This is a genomic window from Cupriavidus yeoncheonensis, from assembly GCF_905397275.1.
GTDB lineage: Bacteria > Pseudomonadota > Gammaproteobacteria > Burkholderiales > Burkholderiaceae > Cupriavidus > Cupriavidus yeoncheonensis.
The window spans coordinates 265,558-283,884 of the sequence record NZ_CAJPUY010000001.1; the positions used below are offsets into that span (position 1 = coordinate 265,558).

The 18,327-nt window shown below is 67.4% G+C and carries 17 protein-coding genes; 8 read left to right on the forward strand and 9 right to left on the reverse strand.

Translation table 11 applies throughout. The features are described from left to right. Window positions 1–2 precede the first annotated feature (2 nt). From KHO22_RS01300 to lexA, 7 genes are all read right to left on the reverse strand, one after another. Window positions 3–1,436: a C25 family cysteine peptidase gene (locus tag KHO22_RS01300; RefSeq protein ID WP_211945277.1), complete on the reverse strand. Its 1,434-nt coding sequence runs from the start codon at window positions 1,434–1,436 to the stop codon at window positions 3–5. Next, window positions 1,433–2,779: a hypothetical protein gene (locus KHO22_RS01305; protein ID WP_211945278.1), complete on the reverse strand. Its 1,347-nt coding sequence runs from the start codon at window positions 2,777–2,779 to the stop codon at window positions 1,433–1,435. Before KHO22_RS01305 ends, KHO22_RS01300 begins: the two co-directional genes overlap by 4 nt. A gap of 27 nt (window positions 2,780–2,806) precedes the next feature. Next, window positions 2,807–6,520, reverse strand: a complete 3,714-nt coding sequence (locus KHO22_RS01310; RefSeq protein WP_211945279.1) for an nSTAND1 domain-containing NTPase — start codon at window positions 6,518–6,520, stop codon at window positions 2,807–2,809. 1 nt (window position 6,521) lies between these two features. Continuing rightward, the gene (locus KHO22_RS01315) at window positions 6,522–8,576 is read right to left on the reverse strand and encodes a CHAT domain-containing protein (RefSeq protein ID WP_211945280.1); all 2,055 of its coding nucleotides are present in this window, start codon (window positions 8,574–8,576) and stop codon (window positions 6,522–6,524) included. A 43-nt stretch (window positions 8,577–8,619) separates the two neighbouring features. Beyond that, complete coding sequence (locus KHO22_RS01320; RefSeq protein WP_211945281.1) at window positions 8,620–9,432, reverse strand: hypothetical protein; 813 nt, start codon at window positions 9,430–9,432, stop codon at window positions 8,620–8,622. A gap of 325 nt (window positions 9,433–9,757) precedes the next feature. Then, on the reverse strand, window positions 9,758–9,931 hold the full coding sequence (locus KHO22_RS01325; RefSeq protein ID WP_211945282.1) for a hypothetical protein: 174 nt from the start codon (window positions 9,929–9,931) through the stop codon (window positions 9,758–9,760). A 105-nt stretch (window positions 9,932–10,036) separates the two neighbouring features. Continuing rightward, entirely contained in the window at window positions 10,037–10,693 is a 657-nt protein-coding gene (gene lexA, locus KHO22_RS01330; RefSeq protein ID WP_211945283.1) for a transcriptional repressor LexA, read from the reverse strand. 196 nt (window positions 10,694–10,889) lie between these two features. Here lexA and KHO22_RS01335 point away from each other — a divergent pair, with 196 nt between their 5' ends. The 8 genes from KHO22_RS01335 to KHO22_RS01370 all read left to right on the forward strand — a co-directional run bounded on the left by KHO22_RS01335 (window position 10,890) and on the right by KHO22_RS01370 (window position 16,934). After that, a complete protein-coding gene (locus KHO22_RS01335) occupies window positions 10,890–11,888 on the forward strand; it encodes an asparaginase (RefSeq protein WP_211945284.1) in 999 nt (332 codons plus the stop codon). 102 nt (window positions 11,889–11,990) lie between these two features. Further along, a complete protein-coding gene (gene rpsF, locus KHO22_RS01340) occupies window positions 11,991–12,365 on the forward strand; it encodes a 30S ribosomal protein S6 (protein ID WP_211945285.1) in 375 nt (124 codons plus the stop codon). A 77-nt stretch (window positions 12,366–12,442) separates the two neighbouring features. Beyond that, window positions 12,443–12,742 carry a primosomal replication protein N gene (priB, locus tag KHO22_RS01345; RefSeq protein ID WP_211945286.1) on the forward strand — a complete coding sequence of 100 codons (300 nt, stop codon included), beginning with the start codon at window positions 12,443–12,445 and terminating at the stop codon, window positions 12,740–12,742. A gap of 3 nt (window positions 12,743–12,745) precedes the next feature. Then, window positions 12,746–13,024: a 30S ribosomal protein S18 gene (gene rpsR / locus KHO22_RS01350; RefSeq protein WP_011298166.1), complete on the forward strand. Its 279-nt coding sequence runs from the start codon at window positions 12,746–12,748 to the stop codon at window positions 13,022–13,024. Between the two features lie 36 nt (window positions 13,025–13,060). Continuing rightward, entirely contained in the window at window positions 13,061–13,513 is a 453-nt protein-coding gene (gene rplI, locus KHO22_RS01355; protein ID WP_211945287.1) for a 50S ribosomal protein L9, read from the forward strand. Between the two features lie 200 nt (window positions 13,514–13,713). Beyond that, window positions 13,714–15,105, forward strand: coding sequence for a replicative DNA helicase (locus KHO22_RS01360; RefSeq protein ID WP_211945288.1), 1,392 nt, complete (start codon window positions 13,714–13,716; stop codon window positions 15,103–15,105). A gap of 181 nt (window positions 15,106–15,286) precedes the next feature. Next, complete coding sequence (locus KHO22_RS01365) at window positions 15,287–15,913, forward strand: DUF47 domain-containing protein (RefSeq protein WP_011298163.1); 627 nt, start codon at window positions 15,287–15,289, stop codon at window positions 15,911–15,913. Between the two features lie 13 nt (window positions 15,914–15,926). Continuing rightward, window positions 15,927–16,934 (forward strand): inorganic phosphate transporter, encoded by a 1,008-nt coding sequence (locus KHO22_RS01370; RefSeq protein ID WP_211945289.1) that lies wholly within the window; start codon window positions 15,927–15,929, stop codon window positions 16,932–16,934. A gap of 69 nt (window positions 16,935–17,003) precedes the next feature. Here KHO22_RS01370 and KHO22_RS01375 read toward each other — a convergent pair whose 3' ends face one another. Both KHO22_RS01375 and KHO22_RS01380 read right to left on the reverse strand, forming a co-directional pair. Continuing rightward, window positions 17,004–17,702, reverse strand: coding sequence for a C40 family peptidase (locus KHO22_RS01375; protein WP_211945290.1), 699 nt, complete (start codon window positions 17,700–17,702; stop codon window positions 17,004–17,006). 41 nt (window positions 17,703–17,743) lie between these two features. After that, window positions 17,744–18,223 (reverse strand): hypothetical protein, encoded by a 480-nt coding sequence (locus tag KHO22_RS01380; RefSeq protein WP_211945291.1) that lies wholly within the window; start codon window positions 18,221–18,223, stop codon window positions 17,744–17,746. Between the last annotated feature and the right edge of the window lie 104 nt (window positions 18,224–18,327).

Sequence of the window (18,327 nt, forward strand, 5' to 3'; positions counted from 1 at the left end):
CACTACCTCTTCATTTCACTCACGCGCAAGCGCACCGCCGGGTCTCCGAGCACCACGTAGTTGCGTGCATCGTCCCGCGCGATCCATCGCAGCGCCAGTTCCGTTTCCGCGACCTCCGCGCCTGCGCTGCGATCGCGCAGCAAGTCGGCCAGTTCGGTGCTGAGCGCTGCCCAGCGGATATTGAAGCGGTCGGTGGCCTGGCCCACGCGTTGGCCGCGCAACAGGCTGCCCATTACGTCGCGAAAGCCCTGGGTTTGCGGATCGGCGCGCTCGGACTGGAAGCTGTAGGCCCACGCCCGGTCGACATGGCCGAGGACGGCCAGCGCGCCGCCATTCGGGTGGGCGAGCAGGCGCTGCGGCAGGCGGGCCGTGAACGGGCAGGGGGCGATACGGTTGCTGTTTCCGCCGGGCGCGCTGAAATTGTCCAGCTCGGGCGCACCCGCGCCGAAGCACGCAAAGCAGAAATGGATCAGTCCGTGGCATCGCGCGTCGGCGGGGATGTCGCTGGCGGCAAACCAGTGGCTGTCATCGATGGCGCCATAGCCAGGCCAGTCCTGGCAGACCAGCGCGCCTTGCAGATCGGCAATCCGGTTGTCGTCGGCGCGCAGGCACATGCCGTGTGATCCGGTCAGCAAGACGGCAGGTGGGCCGTCGGGTCCGTCGCCGCGCAACAGGCCGGACAGCGCAGCCTTGGTCGCCGCATCGCCCAGCAAGGCCTGCATGGCAAAGCCTTGCCGTTCGCCAAGCGGCCTGATCTGCCCGGCGCCCATGGCGAGCGGCGTGGCAAGCTGGCGCGTCAGCATCTGCGTGGCACGGTCGAAGTCGTGGCAGGTGGCGAAGAGCGCGACGTTGCGGCGAGACGGCACGGCCGGGACACTTTCGTAGGCGACGACGCTGTCGGCATAGCGCCGGTAGTCTTCCAGCTCGGCGAAATCCAGCCTCCCGACTGCCCAGTAGAGGTCCAGCGTGTACTGGAACGCGAACGGGATCTTGCCGGGCGGGCCGATCAGGGCCAGGTAATACGGCACGCCAAGGGCCGGGTCGACGACGTTCAGCGATACCTTGTGCCGCGCCAGCCAGGTCGCGGCGGTGTCGCCGGGCAGGCACCCATCCTGGCCCTGGAAGATCTTGATCTCGCCTGCTTCGGCGCGCCTTCGTTCGATCAGTGGAGACAATGCTTCCAGGTAAGGCGCCGGATCCGTGTCCGCGGCAAACAGCAGACCCCAGCCCGCTTCCGCGAGATTGTCGGCATCCACGTCGCCCATGACCGCATATGTATCGACCTGGCGTGCCTTTTCCGCGGCGCGCTCGGGGGCGCGGCGGCCGGCTTGTTCGCGCGTGCAGAAGGCGTTGATGCCGGCTTCGTCGAGATCCGGCAGCGGCTGTCCGGTGTCGGCATGCACGCCCAGCGCAATAGGCAGGGAAGCGTCGCTCATGGCGCCTCCGCGGCGCTTGCCTGCGCGGCCTGCCAGATCAGGTGCGCGACCTGCGGCCCGCTGATGTCGTTGTGCGCGCCGGAGACTCCGGACTTGTGGCAGATATAGGCGCTGGCCTCGACGTTCAGCACGCGTGCGCCGGGCATGGTGTAGCCCCCGTCGATATCGAGCATGGCGATGTCGGCCGCGGTGTCCACGCCCTGGATGCCGAAAGCGCCGATCGCGCCGAACGTGGGATAGGTCGTTGCCGCGTCGAATGCCACCTGTCCCGCCACGCCAGCGGCCCACGGATAAAGCTCGCACACGGCGGTGTCGTGCCGGGAGCGGGTCACGACCAGCGGCCCGTGGAGCTTGCCGTCCGGCAGCAGGCGATGGCAATAACCCGCCGAGTCCGGCCGTACCGGAATCGAAGGCGCATAGGCCCACAGTGACATGGCGCCCTGCACGAGCACGCACGAATCCACCGGCCGGCGCAGCGCGGCGGTGCCGCCGGGCCCGCCCAGGGCGGCCGACATGACGATGCAGCCGAAGCTGTGGCCCATCAGGTGCACGCGGGCATCGGGCAGGGTGTCGAGCAGGCGGTTGATTAGGGCGTGGACGTCTTGTTCGCCTACCGCCTGCGCGCGTTTCTTCATGGTCCAGAAGGAGAGCTGGCGCAGCGGCGCGAGGATGCCGCCCAGCGAAGGCGCGCCGAAGGCGGCGCCGAGCTGGCTCGCCTCGGCGAATGACGCGTCGGGGTCGAACGGCAGGCGGTCGGCGCCGGCATCGCCATCCGTGCCGCCCGCGCCCAGTGCCAGCGCCTGATCGAGTTGCACATAGGCCTGCCGGACCTCGGGCGGCAGCCTTGTCGCATCGGCCCCGGTGCGCGCGGCTTCGACGATGACAGCGAGCGCGTCGCGCACTTGCGGCGTGTCGCCGAGCCGCTGCGCGTAGGCATCGATCATTGCGTCTTTGCCGGCGTGCGCGGGGGGCGCGAAGCTCGCGGTATCGCCCATTTCTTCATCGCCCCAGGGCAGGCTTGGCCAGTGCACGCCGATATGGGCCGGCGCAAAGCCGGGCCGCAGCGTGCGCATTTCCTGCTCATCCACGGCGCAGGCGCTGAACGCCCCGATCCAGCGGTCGTACTGGCTGCGCGCGGCCGGGATGTCGCCTTGCCAGCCGTGGCTCCACAGGAAGATGTCGGTTGGCGCGGGCCCGTCGCGCCATTGGGCCAGCAGGCGGTCGGACAGGCGGCCGGGCTGCCCGCCGGCGGCATCGGGGTCGTCGTTGCGCTCTTTGCCGTCGGCGTCCAGCGCGATCAGCGCGTACGTGGTGCCGGTGGCGGCGATGGTCTGGAACGGCATGGCGGGCCTCCTCTTGATTGCACGGGATCAGCGTGTCTCGCAGGCATCCGGCTGCGGCGTGTCGGCCTTGAAATAATCGGCCTTCTGCCGCGCCGTGAAGCCGCCGCCGACGATCGCGCAGGCCTGCCGGCGCCACGCGTCAAGATCGAGATCCCAGACCGCGGCGACTTCAGTGCCGGCGGCATAGAGCCAGCGACCGTCGTCGCTGACGGAAAGCTGGGCGACGGGCTGGCGCGGGTCGTGGTACAGCGCCTGGGGAAACGGCAGCGGACGGTCGGCCTGGCTGTCGAGCAGGAACAGGTTGCCGTGGTCGTCGCCGGCCACGACGAACGGTGCATCGGGCACGGCAAGCGAGGTAATGACCCCGGATGCGTCCTGCTTGAGGAGGACGGGTGCACCCGCTGTCCTGGCGGGGGCCGACGGCGCCTCGCCCAGCGCCAGCCGGAAGACTTTGCCGAGGTAGTTGCCCGCGACCAGCGTATCGCCCTGGCGGTTGAAGGCCAGGCTCGTGATCTGGCCGCGGGGCAGGTCACGGAACTGGAGCACCTGCGTGGCCCGTGCGCTGGCGCAATCGGGGCCGGAGGTCTCGATGCGCCACAGGCTGAGCCGGTCGTCGTCGGAAACGGCCAGTTCGCTGCTGCCCGGGCGGAACACGGCATTGGTGGCGCGGGCGAGATCGTCGGGCAGCGCCACCTGGCAAGGCGCTGGCGCTGTTGCGCCGGCCTTGCCTGCCGGGGGGACGCGCCACATCTGCAGGCGACGGCCGTTGCCGGCGTCGCCGGAGCGGATCGCGAGCAGGTCGGCGCCCGTGCTGAGCGCAAGGCGGGCCTGGCTGCCAGCCTTCGCATCGGGCAGGGCGATGCCGTTGCCGTCGGTGCCCATGATCCATACATTGCCGCCTGCATCGGCCAGCGCCAGGCGCTGCGCGCCGCGCGCCCATGCCAGTGCGATGACGGGTGCCTCGAACTGCCCGGGCAGGCGGTGCACGGCGGGTTGTGCGCCTTCGGGCTGAAGCATCGTCAGGCCCTGGCCGTCACTGGCCGCGGCTTGCGCAGGGGAGCTGCCGCCCAGGGCGAGCAGTTGCGGGGGAACGTTGTCCTGCTTGCGCGCCACAATGCGCGCGACGGGGTTGCGCGGGGTGTCCACGCGCATCTGCAGCAGCTCGCCCTGTTCAGTGGATACCAGCAGTTGCTGGTGTCCACCCGGCGCCAGGCCGGTGATCTGGGTGGGCAGGTCGATCAGCTCGTTGCGCACGACCTGCATGCCCTCGGGGTCGAGCTGCCATTTGATGACGCGCCCATCCCAACCGCCGGAAAGCAGTTGCCGCGCATCCGTAAAGACCAGCCGCACGACGGCATCGTCATGGCCGGACAGCGGGCGCGGCCAGCGCCCCCCGTCCGCTGCGCGCCAGACATCGATACGGCCGCCGCGCGTGCCGGCCACGACCAGGCTGCCGTCAGGGCTGACCGCCACGCCGTGGTAACCGGAGAACCAGTCGGTGTTTCCCGGCGGGGAAGGCAGTTCCTGCGCCGGCCCGGCGAGCAGCGCCGGGCCGGTCGCCGAATTCTCCGGCAGGTGCCAGAGCCGCGCCTTGCCATCGCGCGATACCGTGGCGAGCTGGCGGCCGTTGTCGAACAGTGCCAGCCCTGTGACGCGCATGGCGTGCGCGCGGCCGGTTGCCACCGGCTGCTGCCAGTTGCCGCCCGCGCGGGCCAGGTCCCATATGACCACACGCCCGCCTTCGAAGCCGGCCACCAGCCGGCGGCCGTCGCTGGCCAGCGCGGAAACCGGACCCCAGCCGCTCTCGGGACGCGCGCCGGGCGGCAGTGCGAGCCGCGTGGCCCGGCCCGGCTGCGCAATGCTCCACAGGGCTACGCTGCCGTCCTGCCCGCCCGTGGCAAGCGTGCCCGCGCCCGCCAGTGCGAAAGCACGCACGCCCTGCGGATGCTGGTTGCGCAGTTGCGTTTCGTCGAGGCTGGCGCGGCGCGCGCCCGGCGCCAGTTCCGATATCTCGATGGCCCAGTGCCCGGCGTCCAGGCGCGCCGTGACGCGGTGCGTGGCATCGGCCTGGACTTCGGTCATGCGGCCGTCGGCGCGGGCCAGGTAGGCCTCGATGTGGCGTGCGCGGTGCAGCGTGCCAAGCAGCGGGCGACGGAAGTCGAAGGCATTGTCGGGGCGTTCGTGCCCGTGCTGGCCGCGCGTGCCTTCCACCGCGGCCACCAATGCCGCGTCCGGTGCCGGGCGGGAGTTAAGCAGGGAAAACAGCGCGTTCTGGCGCGCAAGATCCTGCTTGGTCGCGCGCAACTGCCAGGCGGACAGCACGAAGCCGATCAGGAACAGCAGCGTGACCAGGCCCAGCGCATAGCCCAATATGCGCCATCTGCGCGCGCGGGCGCGCGACTCGCGGTGGCGCCGGTATGCGGCCAGGAAGCGGTTCTCGGCTTCGCTGTGCATGTCTTCCGGTTCGAGCAGGGTATCGTCCAGTTCTTCGGTGGAAGTGAGCTTGCCGAATACGCCGGGGTTCTCGCCCGATAGCGCCCATGCGCGCGCAAGCTGCTTCCAGTGCGGCAGGTACTGCGCCCGCCATTTGGCATTGCTGGCGCGCAGCGGCTCGGTCAGCCGGTCGTGCGTGAGTTCATACCATTGCGCATCCTGCCGGCTCTGCGCACGCACGAGGTGGTATTGCTGCAGCACGCCAAGTTCCGCCGCGGTTGGCGCTGCGCGCACGCCGGCGTCGAGGGTGGCCTGCGCGCGCATATTGGCGGCCGTGATCAGGCGGCTCTCGATCCATTCGCGCACCACGCGCTGCCGCGCACGGGTCGGCGCTGCGGCGTCCAGGGCCAGGTTGCAGTACGACGCCAGCGCGGCGCCGGTGTCGAGCCGCAGTACCTGGTCGAGCGTGATGGTGGCACCCGCGGGCGGCGTGCCGGCGTCGCCGAAGCATTGCCGCCACAGGCTCAGGCCCACCACCTGCAACTGGACCGGTTCGACAAAGCGCCCCTCGCGCATGACCGCCTGCCCGTTCGCGTCGCGTGTACGGATCTGCGCGAGGTCATGCACCAGCCGTTGCGCCGCGTCTTCGCGGAAATCCACGCCCACGGCCGCGGCGGGGCCGGTCAGGGCTTGCAGCGCCTGCTCGCTCGTCAGCAGGTCGATGCGCATGGTGTTGGTGAGCCGTGTCGGTACCAGGTCCCGGTAGGCGTCGAGCCACGAGAAATATTCCTCGCGCATCGATACCAGTGCCCACACCGGGCTGGGGCCGAGGTCGAGCACATCGCCCAGCTGGGTGAAGAACTGGCGCTTCTGCGCGATGTCGTCGCTGTCCAGCGTGAAGATCTCCTCGAACTGGTCCAGCACGATCATCAGCCGCCGTGGCTTCGCGTCCGTGGGCTGGTCCAGCATGCGGGACAGGCACGACAGCAACGTGTCGTTCTCGCGCGGCTTGATGCCGGTACGCGCGGCCCAGCAATGCAGCACGCTCGAGACGTAGCGATTGGCGCCGCCGTAGGGCGCGCTGACGCGCGCGGTGGGCAACACGTCGAAGCGGTCGGCCACGCGCGGGCGCAATCCGGCTTCGATCAACGAAGTCTTTCCCGCGCCCGAAGGCGAGTACAGCAGCACGATGCGGTCGGCAATCAGCCGGTCGCGCAGTTCTTGGATCTCGGCATCGCGGCCGAAGATCGGGTCGGTTTCGTCAAGCGGCGTCGGGCCGATGTACGGGCCGGGGCTGGCGTGCGCCATGTCATGGCTCCATGCGCTGCAGCAGCTCTGCGGTGAACATGCCGACGTCCCCCCAGTACAGCTTGAGCCTGGCCTTGTCCTGGAAATAGCGTTCCAGGTAGCGGCGCGCGCTGACGGGGTCGACGATGCTGTTGGGGTCGAGCTGCGCCGACAGGTGCTGGTATTCCTGGCGCAGGTCGGCGCCTTCGAGGTTGAGGATGCTGCGGAACAGGATGCGGAACTCCCAGGACTGCACGTCGAAGCCGACAAAGAGCAGGGCACTGTCGTTCAGGCGCGCCCGCACCGCGAGCGGGATCGCATTGCGGTTGACCGACACGCTGGTGAGATAGTCAAAGTACTGGTCTTCGGTGAGCACGAGCGAGCCCGGTTCACGCAGGTCGCCGAACAGCTTGAGCACCATTGGCGCCTGTGCGGTCGGCGCGGCGCGCTTGCGGCCTTCGGCCAGCGCATCGTCGCAGGCTTCGGCCTGGCGGTTCCAGCGGCACAGGCGCACGCTCGGGTCGGCGCCGTTCTCGCGCAGCGCATCGGCCAGCAGGTCGCTCGGATCGGTGCTCAGGTAGACCGGCAGTTTCAGCCGCGCCATGGCGCGGTAGGGGCTCTGCGGCTCGCGGTCGCGCTGCGCGCGGCCGACGGCGCTCACCACGTTGCCCAGCTCAGCGATGATGTCCTCGTTCTTCAGCGCCAGCAGTTCGGGTGTCAGCAGGTCGCGGTACTGCTGGACGATATGCTGGTACGCGAACTTGTAAAACAGGCGGCGCGGGAACACACCCTGCTGCGAGACCGCCAGGTACTGGGCGACCTGCGGCAGCTCGTCGCGCTCGTGCGGGGCCATCGGGAAGTGGTAGGCCTCGGCCCATATCTGCGCCAGCTGCAGGCGCGAGCCGAACATGGCCTCGCTCATCGCGGGGCCGAGGATCGGCGTGGTTTCGCCGTGGCGGATGTTCTCGATGACGGCGCGCCAGGCATCGCCGCCATCGCCCTCATCGGGCGCGAAGCCGGGCGGATAGAAGATGCGTCCGCTGTCCAGCCGCGTGAACACCGCGGGCATCCACCAGTCCGGATACTCGCTGACCGCCGCGCGGGCCACGCCGGCGGCACGGTCGACTTCGCCGTGTTCGCGCAGCTCGGCAAAGAACAGCGGCAGGAAGGCGTTCATGGTGGCCATGCCGACATTGCCCTGCATGGCCAGGACCGCCGGCACGCCGGCCTGCGCAAGCAGCGGCCCCAGTGCCATCAGCGTGCTGGCGCTGCGCGCTGCACCGGCCCCGGCGCTCTGGCAGGAGCACAGCACCACCAGGCTCGGCGGGCGTTCGAGCGTGCCGATGCGGTTCACCAGCACGCTGCCGCCCACCAGGTCGCGGCTGCCGTCGGCCTGTTCGAGCCACAGCATGGGCTGATCGTCCACCAGCGCGCCATGGCACACCAGGCACAACACGTCGATGCCCTCCTGCAGCGCCGCGAAGATGCGGTCGATCGTGGCATGGCCGGGCTCTGCCAGAGCCTTGGCTGGCATCGGCGCGAGCGCGGCGATGGCGCGCGCGGCTTCCGCGGCGGCATCGATCGGCTTCATTTCGGGACCGAGTCCGCTCGGGTTCGCCACCACCACGAGCGCGCTCACGTCGCTTCGGGCGCGCAGGCGCGGCAGGCGCATTTCCCGCGCGAACAGGTAGCGCGAAAAGAAGCAGCGCTGCGTGATGAACAGCGCGTGCTCGCCAGCGGGATCGTAGAGCGTTTCCCAGGGCAGCGCGTGCAGCTCGCGCGCGTCGACGCCGATGCGCAGCCGCACGCGCAAGTCCAGGTGGCGCTCGTTGGCCGACGCCTGCGCGAGCACGAAGGCATCGCGCAGCGGCGGCGCGGCGAACAGGCTGGCGGCCAGCGCGCGGCCGCACACCTGCGGATCCGCGTCGCGCACGGCGGGGTCGTCGGGTACGAGCGGCAGCGGCACGCGCGGGGTGATCACATCGCCTTCGGGCACGCGGTGCCTGGCCTCGGCCTCATACCCGCCCGCGGCATCCGTGCCGATCACGATCTCCAGTTCGGAATAGTTGCGTGGCATGGGCGGTCAGGGCTCTGGCGGCGTTATGCGGAGTTGTGCGGCGCTATGCGGCACTGCGCGGGTCGCCGGGCAGGAAATGTCCGGTGACGGCGCGGTAGGCCGCGGAGGTGCGCTTGCCCGGATAGCCGTCCAGCCTGACGAACACGCCGGGGTAGGTATTCAGCCAGCGCTGCAAGGCATCCGCCCGGGCGATGATAGTGGGATCGCCCGGCTTGCGCGCGGCGTAGCGCACGACCAGCGGCGCGTCGGGAGACGCTTGCGCGGGCTGGTCGGCAAATCGGATCAAGCCGGTTTCAGCCAGTCGCCGCAGCAGCACCGCGGCACCGCACTGCCGTGACACCGCCGTGTCGGACCAGGTGCCATCGGCCACGTACTTGCCGCGGACGTAGTGGTTGGAGAAGCTCCACAGGTAGGGCGTGGGCACGTGGGGGTGATAGGACCGGTAGCCGAAGCCGTTGTACCGCTCGACCTGGTAGAGCATGCCCGGCAGGCTCCAGTCGGTGGCCGCGCCGAGTCCCTTGAGCGCCAGCGCGTCGGCGGCGCTGTCCTCCCAGCTGAACGGTGGCGCGCTGGTGCGCGGGCGCCCGGCCGGCACATGCGTGGTGCGGGACCCCAGCGGGTCGCCGTTGTGGAGGTGGCAATCGAACCGCTGTCCGCATTCCATGTTGTGGATCACGGCTATGAAGTGCCAGGGCGCGCCGGAGAGGTTGCCAGCGGCCTCATAGCGGGGCTGATTGCGCTCCAGCGACCTGACCAGCCCGTCGACCTCCGCCGCGCGGGCAGCGTTGATGACGCAGCTGTTGAACAGCGACGCGTAGTCCTGGCGCAAGGCGTCCGTTAGCGCGATGGTGGCCATGATGCCTCCCATGCGGATTCGCTGACGGCGCCGGCGGCGCCGCGGGCGTTCGCAAATACCCCGGCAACGCAAGGCTGGCGGCCGGCGGCAATGCGCGCGAGCCGGCCCGGTTCAACGGCGCGCCATGCTGCGGTCGGGCCGTTCTCCGACGGCGCCGAGGGCACGCTGTGCCTGCTAACTGAAGGCTAGAAGCTGGCACCCTCGATGGAAAGATGCCGCGGACAAAACAAATGAAGATGAGATCTGCAGAATATGCAATTCTCGATGAATCTGTCATCCATGGGGCCGGATGACGACGCCTGCCGGTTCTTGCCGGCGGCGGGGCTCAGGCCAGGAGCTTGGTCGGCTCGGCCAGTTCCAGCATCCGGCAGATGTCCGCCATGCTGCCAACCATGGTGCGGCGCTGCGCGCCCTGGTAGATGCGGACGCCCTTCGACTGCCGGAACGGCACCGGCTTGACGGGCTGACGGGCGGCGGCAATGTGGTTGATTTGCGGCATGGCTACACCTCTCGATTGGCAAAAGCGGGGTCAACACCCGTCAGGCGGGCGACATCGGCACAGCAAGGAGGAGGGCGGCGACCAGCGCGCGGCTGGCCGCGCTGGTCAGAAGCCCGAGGAGCGGATCAGCCCGACGGCGATGCCTTCGAGCGAGAACTCTTCGCGTCCGGGCGCGACCATGATGTTCGGGAAGTCCGGGTTTTCCGCGATCAGTTCGATCGCGCCGTCACGTCGCTGCAGGCGCTTGACAGTCACGTCGTCGCCCAGGCGGGCCACGACGATCTTGCCGTTGGGTGCCTCGCTGGCCTTGCGCACGGCCAGCAGGTCGCCGTCGAGGATGCCGGCGTCGCGCATGCTCAGGCCGCGCACGCGCAGCAGATAGTCAGGGCGCTCGTCGAAGACGGAGGCGTCGACCTGGTACTGGCGGTCGATATGCTCGGCGGCGAGGATCGGGCTGCCGGCGGCCACGCGGCCCACCAGCGGCAGCGTCAGTTGCATGACGCCGGACATCGGCAGCGAAAACTGGTCGGGCATTTCGGAATCGCTGCGCGCCACCTTCAGGCGGATACCGCGCGACGCGCCCGGCGTCAGTTCGATCACGCCCTTGCGCGCCAGCGCTCGCAGGTGTTCTTCCGCTGCATTGGGCGATGAAAAGCCGAACTCCGCGGCGATCTCGGCGCGCGTGGGCGGGAAGCCCGTGCCGCGGATCGTGTTGCGGATCAGGTCGAAAATCTGCTGCTGCCGGGGTGTCAGGGTCGCCATGGAAGCGTTCCGTGATAAGTGCCCCGGTGCGATACGGCTGCCAGCCAGGCGGGCACTGTATGTTTAAACAGTATGCTGTGATTTTATACAGTATCGGCACAAGCGCAAGCAGAATTTCAGAGGCGTCTGCTTGACTTCCGGCTTGCCCGCATGCCGCGGGTACAATCGCCGGACCTCAGCTCCCCGCATCCCGACCATGTCCCAGCTTCCCCGCATCGTGGTCCTGGCCACCGGCGGTACCATTGCCGGCGCCTCGACCAACCCGGCCAGCAGCGCGCGCTACCAGGCTGCGACGGTGCCCGTGTCAACGCTGCTCGCGGCCGTGCCGGCGTTGCAGTCGGTGGCCAGGGTCGAGGCCGAGCAGGTGGCGCAGGTCGATAGCAAGGACATGGTGTTTTCGCTCTGGTCGACGCTGGCGGCGCGCGTGCAGCACTGGTCGGCCGAGCCGGACGTGGCAGGCATCGTCATTACACACGGCACGGACACGCTCGAAGAGACCGCGATGTTCCTGCACCTGACGCAGGCCTGTCCGGTGCCCGTGGTACTGACCGCCGCGATGCGGCCGTCGACGTCGCTGTCGGCTGACGGGCCGCTCAATCTGCTCGACGCGGTGCGTGTCGCCGGGCATCCGGATGCGCGCGGCAAGGGCGTGCTGGTGGTGCTGAACCAGCAGATTCATGCGGCGCGCGACGTGACCAAGGCGCATACCTCGGCGGTGGATGCATTTGTGTCGCCACAGGGCGGTCCACTGGGCTTCGTGCAGGACGAACTGGTGCGGTTGGCGCGCACGCCCGCGCATGCGGTTGCGGCGGTCTTGCCCGTACCGGCCCGGTGGCCCGATGTCGAGATCATCGCAAGCTATGCGCAACCCGGCCGCATTGCGGTAGACGCGATGGTGGCAGCCGGCGTGAAGGGGCTGGTCGTGGCGGCGGCAGGCAACGGTTCGGTGCACGAGGTGCTGATCGCAGCGCTCAAGGATGCCGCTGCGGCCGGTGTCGCCGTGGTGCGGAGTTCGCGCACCGGGGCGGGCCATGTGGCGATTCCGCCGGTTGTGGATCCTGATGCTGGCGTTTTCCTTTCCGCCGCAGACCTGAATCCCTATAAGGCAAGGCTGCTGCTGCTGGTGGCGCTGGCACAGGAACCAGGCCTGGCTGCCGCGCCGGACCGGCTCCAGGCGCTGTTTGCCTCTGTGTGATTGCGGTTGCGTGATTGTCAATATCCGGGCTATACTTTAAGGCTATTCAACCTTGCCGCACCGGACTGTGACGCCCGGGTGGCTTATCCAAAAGGAGCGTCAATGCGTCATTACGAAATCGTATTTATCGTCCATCCGGACCAGAGTGAGCAAGTGCCGGCCATGATCGAGCGTTACAAGTCGCTCGTGACGTCGCAAGGCGGCCAGATTCACCGCGTGGAAGACTGGGGCCGTCGCCAGATGGCTTACATGATCCAGAAGCTGGCCAAGGCGCACTACGTTTGCGTCAACATCGAGTGCGGCAAGGAAACCCTGGCCGAGCTGGAACATGCCTTCAAGTTCAATGACGCCGTGCTGCGCCATCTGATCGTGCAGACCAAGAAGGCCGAAACCGCTCCTTCGCCGATGATGAAGGAAGTGCAGCGCGAAGAGGCCCGCAAGGCCGCGCAAACGACCACCGAAGGCCAGGCCGCCTGAATGCGGACTGCGGTGCCTGTCGTGGCTGGCAAGCCTGATCACGACAGCATGGGAAACACACTGCAAGGGGCCACGCGTTGAACCAGCTTCGGCTAGCCGCCACCTTGGCGGAACGCGATGCGCTCAGGTATACCCCGGCCGGCGTGCCCGTCGTGAACTGCATCTTGCAGTACAGCGGCGCGGCGATCGAGGCGGATACGCCGAGGCAGGTCGAGTTTGCCATTGCAGCGATGGGGATCGGGCCGGTTGGCCAGCGTCTGGAGCGGTTGCCGCTCGGCACGCTGCTCGACTGCGAAGGATTCCTGACCCGCAAGCACCGCAACAGCAAGGCCCTCGTCTTTCACATCACCGGATGCAAAGCATTCGCAAAGGATTGAATCATGGCATTCATCAAACGTGACAACAAGAACAAGAAGCGCTTCCAGCAACAGAACCCGCTGTTCAAGCGCAAGCGCTTCTGCCGCTTCACCGTGGCTGGCGTGGAACAGATCGACTACAAGGATCTGGACACCCTGAAGGACTTCATCGGCGACAACGGCAAGATCACGCCGGCTCGCCTGACCGGTACCAAGGCTCACTATCAGCGTCAGCTGGATACGGCCATCAAGCGCGCGCGTTTCCTGGCGCTGATGCCGTACACCGACCTGCACAAGAACTGATAGTCCAGGCCATAGGTCCGTAAAGGAGAGAACACGATGCAAGTTATTCTGCTGGAAAAAGTGATCAACCTGGGTAGCCTGGGTGACATCGTCAAGGTGAAGGATGGTTACGCCCGTAACTTCCTGATCCCGAGCAAGAAGGCCCGCCGCGCCACGCAAACCGCGATCAAGGAATTCGAAGTGAAGCGCGCCGAGCTGGAAAAGGCCGCTGCCGAGAAGCTGGCCGCCGCGCAAGCCGAAGGTGAGAAGCTGAACGGCCAGACCGTCCAGATCTCGCAGAAGTCGGGTGTGGATGGCCGCCTGTTTGGTTCCGTGACCAACGCCGACATCGCTGTTGCCCTGGGTGCCCAAGGCTTCAAGCTGGAGAAGGCCCAGATTCGCCTGCCGAACGGTCCGCTGAAGACGGTGGGTGACCACCCGGTCAGCGTTGCGCTGCACACCGACGTGGTGGTCGACGTGACCGTCGCCGTGGTTGGCGAGCAAGTCTAAGCAAGACCTTGCCGTGCCGGTCCGTCCGGCACATGCAAGCGAAAAGGCAGGAGCGTGGCTCCTGCCTTTTTCTTTGTCCGCAGCCTCCGCTGCATGGCGGCCATCTTGCTGCACACCCGGGCCTGTCAAGGCCCGATGTCAAAGTGTTGCAGCTCAAATGTCAGTCGGGCAGCGTCCGCCCGCCGGTATAATCCCACCCCATGAACGCGCCCGTCGCTGACCCCCAACTTGAAAGTCTCAAGGTACCGCCGCATTCGATCGAGGCCGAGCAATCGGTGCTCGGTGGCCTGCTGCTGGATAATTCCGCCTGGGACCGCATTGCCGATTTCATCTCCGAAGCGGATTTCTACCGCTTTGACCACCGGCTGATCTTCCAGAACATCGCGAAGCTGATCTCGGCCACCAAGCCCGCCGACGTCATCACCGTCTTCGAAATGCTGCAGGTGGCTGGCAAGGCCGAGGAGGTGGGCGGACTGGCCTACCTGAATTCGCTCGCGCAGAACACGCCCAGCGCTGCCAACATCCGCCGCTACGCGGAGATCGTGCGCGAGCGCGCGGTGCTGCGCAAGCTGGTGACCGTGGCGGACGACATCGCTTCGTCGGCCTTCGCGCCGCAGGGGCGTGAAGTCCGCGAGCTGCTCGATGCGGCCGAATCCAAGGTCTTCGCCATTGCCGAAGAGGGTTCGCGCGGGCAGAAGGGCTTCCAGGAAATCCAGCCGCTGCTGACGCAGGTGGTGGAGCGTATTGACGAACTGTACCACCGCGACTCGACCACCGACGTGACCGGCGTGCCGACCGGCTTCATCGATCTCGACAAGATGACCAGCGGCATGCAGGCCGGCGACCTGGTCATCGTGGCGGGTCGTCCGTCGATGGGCAAGACGGCGTTTTCGCTGAACATCGGCGAACACGTGGCCGTGGAGCAGGGGCTGCCGGTGGCGGTGTTCTCCATGGAAATGGCGGGCACCCAGCTGGCCATGCGTATGCTGGGTTCGGTCGGCCGCCTGGATCAGCACCGCCTGCGTACCGGCCGGCTGCTGGACGAAGACTGGCCGCGCCTCACCCATGCCATCCAGCGCATGAACGACGCCCAGCTCTTCATCGACGAGACGCCGGCGCTGAATCCGATGGAGCTGCGTGCACGCTCGCGCCGGCTGGCGCGCCAGTGCGGGCAACTCGGCCTGATCATCATCGACTACCTGCAGCTGATGTCCGGCTCCGGCGGCGGTGAAAATCGGGCGACCGAAATCTCGGAAATCTCCCGTTCGCTCAAGGGCCTGGCCAAGGAGCTGAATTGCCCGGTGATTGCGCTGTCGCAGCTGAACCGAAGCCTGGAACAGCGTCCGAACAAGCGCCCGGTGATGTCCGACCTTCGTGAATCGGGCGCTATCGAACAGGATGCCGACGTGATCCTGTTCATCTACCGCGACGAAGTCTACAACCCTGATTCCCAGGACAAGGGCACGGCCGAAATCATCATCGGCAAGCAGCGTAACGGCCCGATCGGCACGGTGCGCCTGACCTTCCTGGGGCAGTTCACGAAGTTCGATAACTTCAGCGGCGGCCCGGCCTTCTTCGACAACGACAACTGAAGTCAAGCCTGCCGGCAATCGAGCGTCTCGTTTGCGACATATTGGCAGGCATTGCCGCTACAACCCTGTAAAATATTGCGCTTTGATGACAGCGGCCGGAAATGCCGCTGTCGCGCGATGCATTGCGCAACCTCCAGCAACAAACCAAGCGGCGTCACTGCGCTGCGACAAGGAACATTCCATGTTCGGCCGATTCATGCCCACCGAGGGCAAGTTCTTCGAATACTTCAACCAGCATGCCGACTGCGCGGTGACCGCCGCCCACGAACTGCAGACACTGGTCAACGACTTGCCCAATGCCGAGGCGCATGCCCGCCGTGTCCAGGCGACCGAAAAGAAGGCCGACCGGATCACGCACGACACCATCGACCTGCTGCACAAGACCTTCATCACGCCGCTGGACCGCGACGAGATCCACAAGCTCATCACGACCATGGACGACATCCTGGACCTGATGGAAGACGTGGCTGAAACCATCTCGCTGTACGACGTGACCAGCCTGACCGATGAGGCGCTGCGCCTGGCGGCCATCTGCGTGCAATGCTGCGACCAGGTCAAGATCGCGGTCGGCCTGCTCGAAGACATGGGCAATGCCAGCACCATCCTGAAGACCGCCCAGCAGATCGACCAGCTCGAATCGGAAGCCGACCGCGTGATGCGCTCGGCCATGTCCAAGCTGTTCCGCGACGAGACCGACGTCAAGCGCCTGATCAAGCTGAAGGCCATCTACGAACAGCTCGAAACGATTACCGACAAGTGCGAGGACGTGGCCAACATCATTGAAGGTATCGTCCTGGAAAACGCCTGAGGCGGAATCGGCAATGCAAACCATTCAAATGAGCCTGTGGGTGATCGGGCTGCTGGTCGCGCTCGCGCTGCTGTTCGACTTCATGAACGGCTTCCACGACGCGGCAAACTCGATCGCCACAGTGGTCTCCACGGGCGTGCTCAAGCCTCACCATGCGGTGGCGATGGCGGCTATGTGCAACGTGATCGCGATCTTCATCTTCCACCTGAAGGTGGCAGCCACCGTGGGTACCGGCACCGTAGACATCAATATCGTCGACCACTACGTGATATTCGGTGCGCTGGTCGGGGCCATCGCGTGGAATGCGATCACGTGGTACTACGGCATTCCGTCGTCGTCCTCGCATGCGCTGATCGGCGGCCTGGTGGGCGCAGCGGTGGCCAAGGCGGGTACCGGCGCGCTGGTGGGCAACGGGCTGCTGAAAACGGTGGCGTTCATCGTGATCTCGCCGCTGCTGGGCCTCATCCTGGGGTCGCTGATGATGGTGATCGTGGGCTGGACCTTCTTCCGCACGCCGCCGTCGCGCGTGGACCGCTGGTTCCGCCGGCTGCAGCTGGCGTCGGCCTCGCTCTACAGCCTGGGCCACGGCGGCAATGATGCGCAGAAGACCATCGGCATCATCTGGATGCTGCTGATCGCCAGCGGCCATGTTGCCGCCGGTGGCGAGCCGCCGGTCTGGGTGATCGTGTGCTGCTACGTGGCCATCGGCATGGGTACGCTGTTCGGCGGCTGGCGGATCGTGCGGACCATGGGCCAGAAGATCACGAAGCTCAAGCCGGTCGGCGGCTTCTGCGCCGAAACCGGCGGGGCGCTGACCTTGTTCCTCGCCTCGGCGCTGGGCGTGCCCGTGTCGACCACGCACACGATTACCGGCGCGATCGTCGGCGTGGGCTCCGCGCAGAAGATGTCGGCGGTTCGCTGGGGCGTGGCCGGCAATATCGTCTGGGCCTGGGTGCTGACGATTCCCGCTTCCGCGTTCATGTCCGCGATTGCGTGGTGGATCGGCCGCCATATCCTGTAAGGCAGGGCGGACCCTCCGGGCATGACAAAGAGCCAGGCAAGTGCCTGGCTCTTTGTCGTTCATGGCGTCCTACTGGTTGGCGAAGGCGGCGATCGGGTCGTCGTCGACAGGAGGCGCGGACTCGGGCCGGACCGCCGGCGGCGGTACGGGAGCCGGGGCCGGGTTCGCAGCTGGGGCCGGGGTCGGGGCCGGCAGCGGCTGGTTGATCGCCGCCACCACGCGTCGCGCACCGTTGTACCGCGATGCCCAGTAAGACTTGCCCATGTCTTCCAGGCGCACGGTGCCGCCGCTGGACGGCGCGTGCACGAAGCGGTTCTGGCCGACGTAGATGCCGACATGGGAGTTGGCGCGGCCCGTGGTGTTGAAGAAGACCAGGTCGCCTGATGCCACCTCGCTGCGGTCCAGTGCCGACCCGCGCGTACCCATGGCTTCGGTGGTGCGCGGCAAGCTGACGTTGGCGGCGCGTGCGACCACGTACCGCACCAGTCCGCTGCAATCGAAGCCGCTGTCGGGGGTATTGCCGCCGTAGCGGTACGGGGTGCCGACCAGCGACATGGCCTGGATGGAGATTTCTTCCAGCCCGGCGCTCGGGTCGTTCATCGGCTTGCCCGGCGTACGGGACAGATTGCCATGGCGGGAGGTGGGTGTGCCGGCGCATGCCGCCAGCAGCAGGGCGGCCGCACAAAGCAGCGGCAGCCGCGCCGCGGCAGGAACCGCGGGCAGGCGCAGCCGGATGGCGCAAAGGGCAAGGGAACGGCGCGAAGGCATCCTGTCTGGGTCGGTCGCCAGCCCTGACCCGGATCTTTCCGCTACCAGCGCAACTGAGCGTCGCGGCTTCCGGTGCCGATCTTGATGGTCTTGGTCTGGCCCTTGTAACTGGCCTCGATATTGTAGCTGCCTTCTGGCGCACGTATGAGGCAGCGTGGACCGGTGGCACGGAAGGCGGCGACCTCCTGCTCGTCGCGCAACAGCCGTACGGCGACGTCCGAGAGGAATTCGCCGTTGCTGCCCTGCGTGAACAGGATGCCCATGTTGAAGTTCTTTTCCAGGCCCGCCATCTCGGTACGCTCGTCTTCGGCAACGCCGCCGCAGACATAGCTCACCGGGCCCATGGTACGGATCACCATCTGGTCGCCCGCGCGCGCGGGCCGCCAGGCGGCGGTCAGCGCCATGCCCGCGGCGGTCAGCGCGGCGAGCGCCAGCATGCGCTTGCGGCCCCATGGGTGAAGCGCGGCGCGCGCGCGCTGCGCGCTGGGATGGTGCTGGCCTGGCGGTTGCTGACGACTCATCGACACCTCCTGTCGAGCGATCCCATCGCGAACACAAAACGGTGCCCGCGGCGCGCAGGCCGGGGTCCGAATTCTGTCCGCCGGCCTTGCCGCAGGGCAGGCCA

Excerpts from the sequence above, each read along its gene's own strand:
- KHO22_RS01300 (WP_211945277.1), bottom strand. The coding sequence starts at position 1,436 with ATGAGCGACGCTTCCCTGCCTATTGCGCTGGGCGTGCATGCCGACACC.
- KHO22_RS01305 (WP_211945278.1), bottom strand. The coding sequence starts at position 2,779 with ATGCCGTTCCAGACCATCGCCGCCACCGGCACCACGTACGCGCTGATC.
- KHO22_RS01310 (WP_211945279.1), bottom strand. The coding sequence starts at position 6,520 with ATGGCGCACGCCAGCCCCGGCCCGTACATCGGCCCGACGCCGCTTGAC.
- KHO22_RS01315 (WP_211945280.1), bottom strand. The coding sequence starts at position 8,576 with ATGCCACGCAACTATTCCGAACTGGAGATCGTGATCGGCACGGATGCC.
- KHO22_RS01320 (WP_211945281.1), bottom strand. The coding sequence starts at position 9,432 with ATGGCCACCATCGCGCTAACGGACGCCTTGCGCCAGGACTACGCGTCG.
- KHO22_RS01325 (WP_211945282.1), bottom strand. The coding sequence starts at position 9,931 with ATGCCGCAAATCAACCACATTGCCGCCGCCCGTCAGCCCGTCAAGCCG.
- lexA (WP_211945283.1), bottom strand. The coding sequence starts at position 10,693 with ATGGCGACCCTGACACCCCGGCAGCAGCAGATTTTCGACCTGATCCGC.
- KHO22_RS01335 (WP_211945284.1), top strand. The coding sequence starts at position 10,890 with ATGTCCCAGCTTCCCCGCATCGTGGTCCTGGCCACCGGCGGTACCATT.
- rpsF (WP_211945285.1), top strand. The coding sequence starts at position 11,991 with ATGCGTCATTACGAAATCGTATTTATCGTCCATCCGGACCAGAGTGAG.
- rpsR (WP_011298166.1), top strand. The coding sequence starts at position 12,746 with ATGGCATTCATCAAACGTGACAACAAGAACAAGAAGCGCTTCCAGCAA.
- rplI (WP_211945287.1), top strand. The coding sequence starts at position 13,061 with ATGCAAGTTATTCTGCTGGAAAAAGTGATCAACCTGGGTAGCCTGGGT.
- KHO22_RS01360 (WP_211945288.1), top strand. The coding sequence starts at position 13,714 with ATGAACGCGCCCGTCGCTGACCCCCAACTTGAAAGTCTCAAGGTACCG.
- KHO22_RS01365 (WP_011298163.1), top strand. The coding sequence starts at position 15,287 with ATGTTCGGCCGATTCATGCCCACCGAGGGCAAGTTCTTCGAATACTTC.
- KHO22_RS01370 (WP_211945289.1), top strand. The coding sequence starts at position 15,927 with ATGCAAACCATTCAAATGAGCCTGTGGGTGATCGGGCTGCTGGTCGCG.
- KHO22_RS01375 (WP_211945290.1), bottom strand. The coding sequence starts at position 17,702 with ATGCCTTCGCGCCGTTCCCTTGCCCTTTGCGCCATCCGGCTGCGCCTG.
- KHO22_RS01380 (WP_211945291.1), bottom strand. The coding sequence starts at position 18,223 with ATGAGTCGTCAGCAACCGCCAGGCCAGCACCATCCCAGCGCGCAGCGC.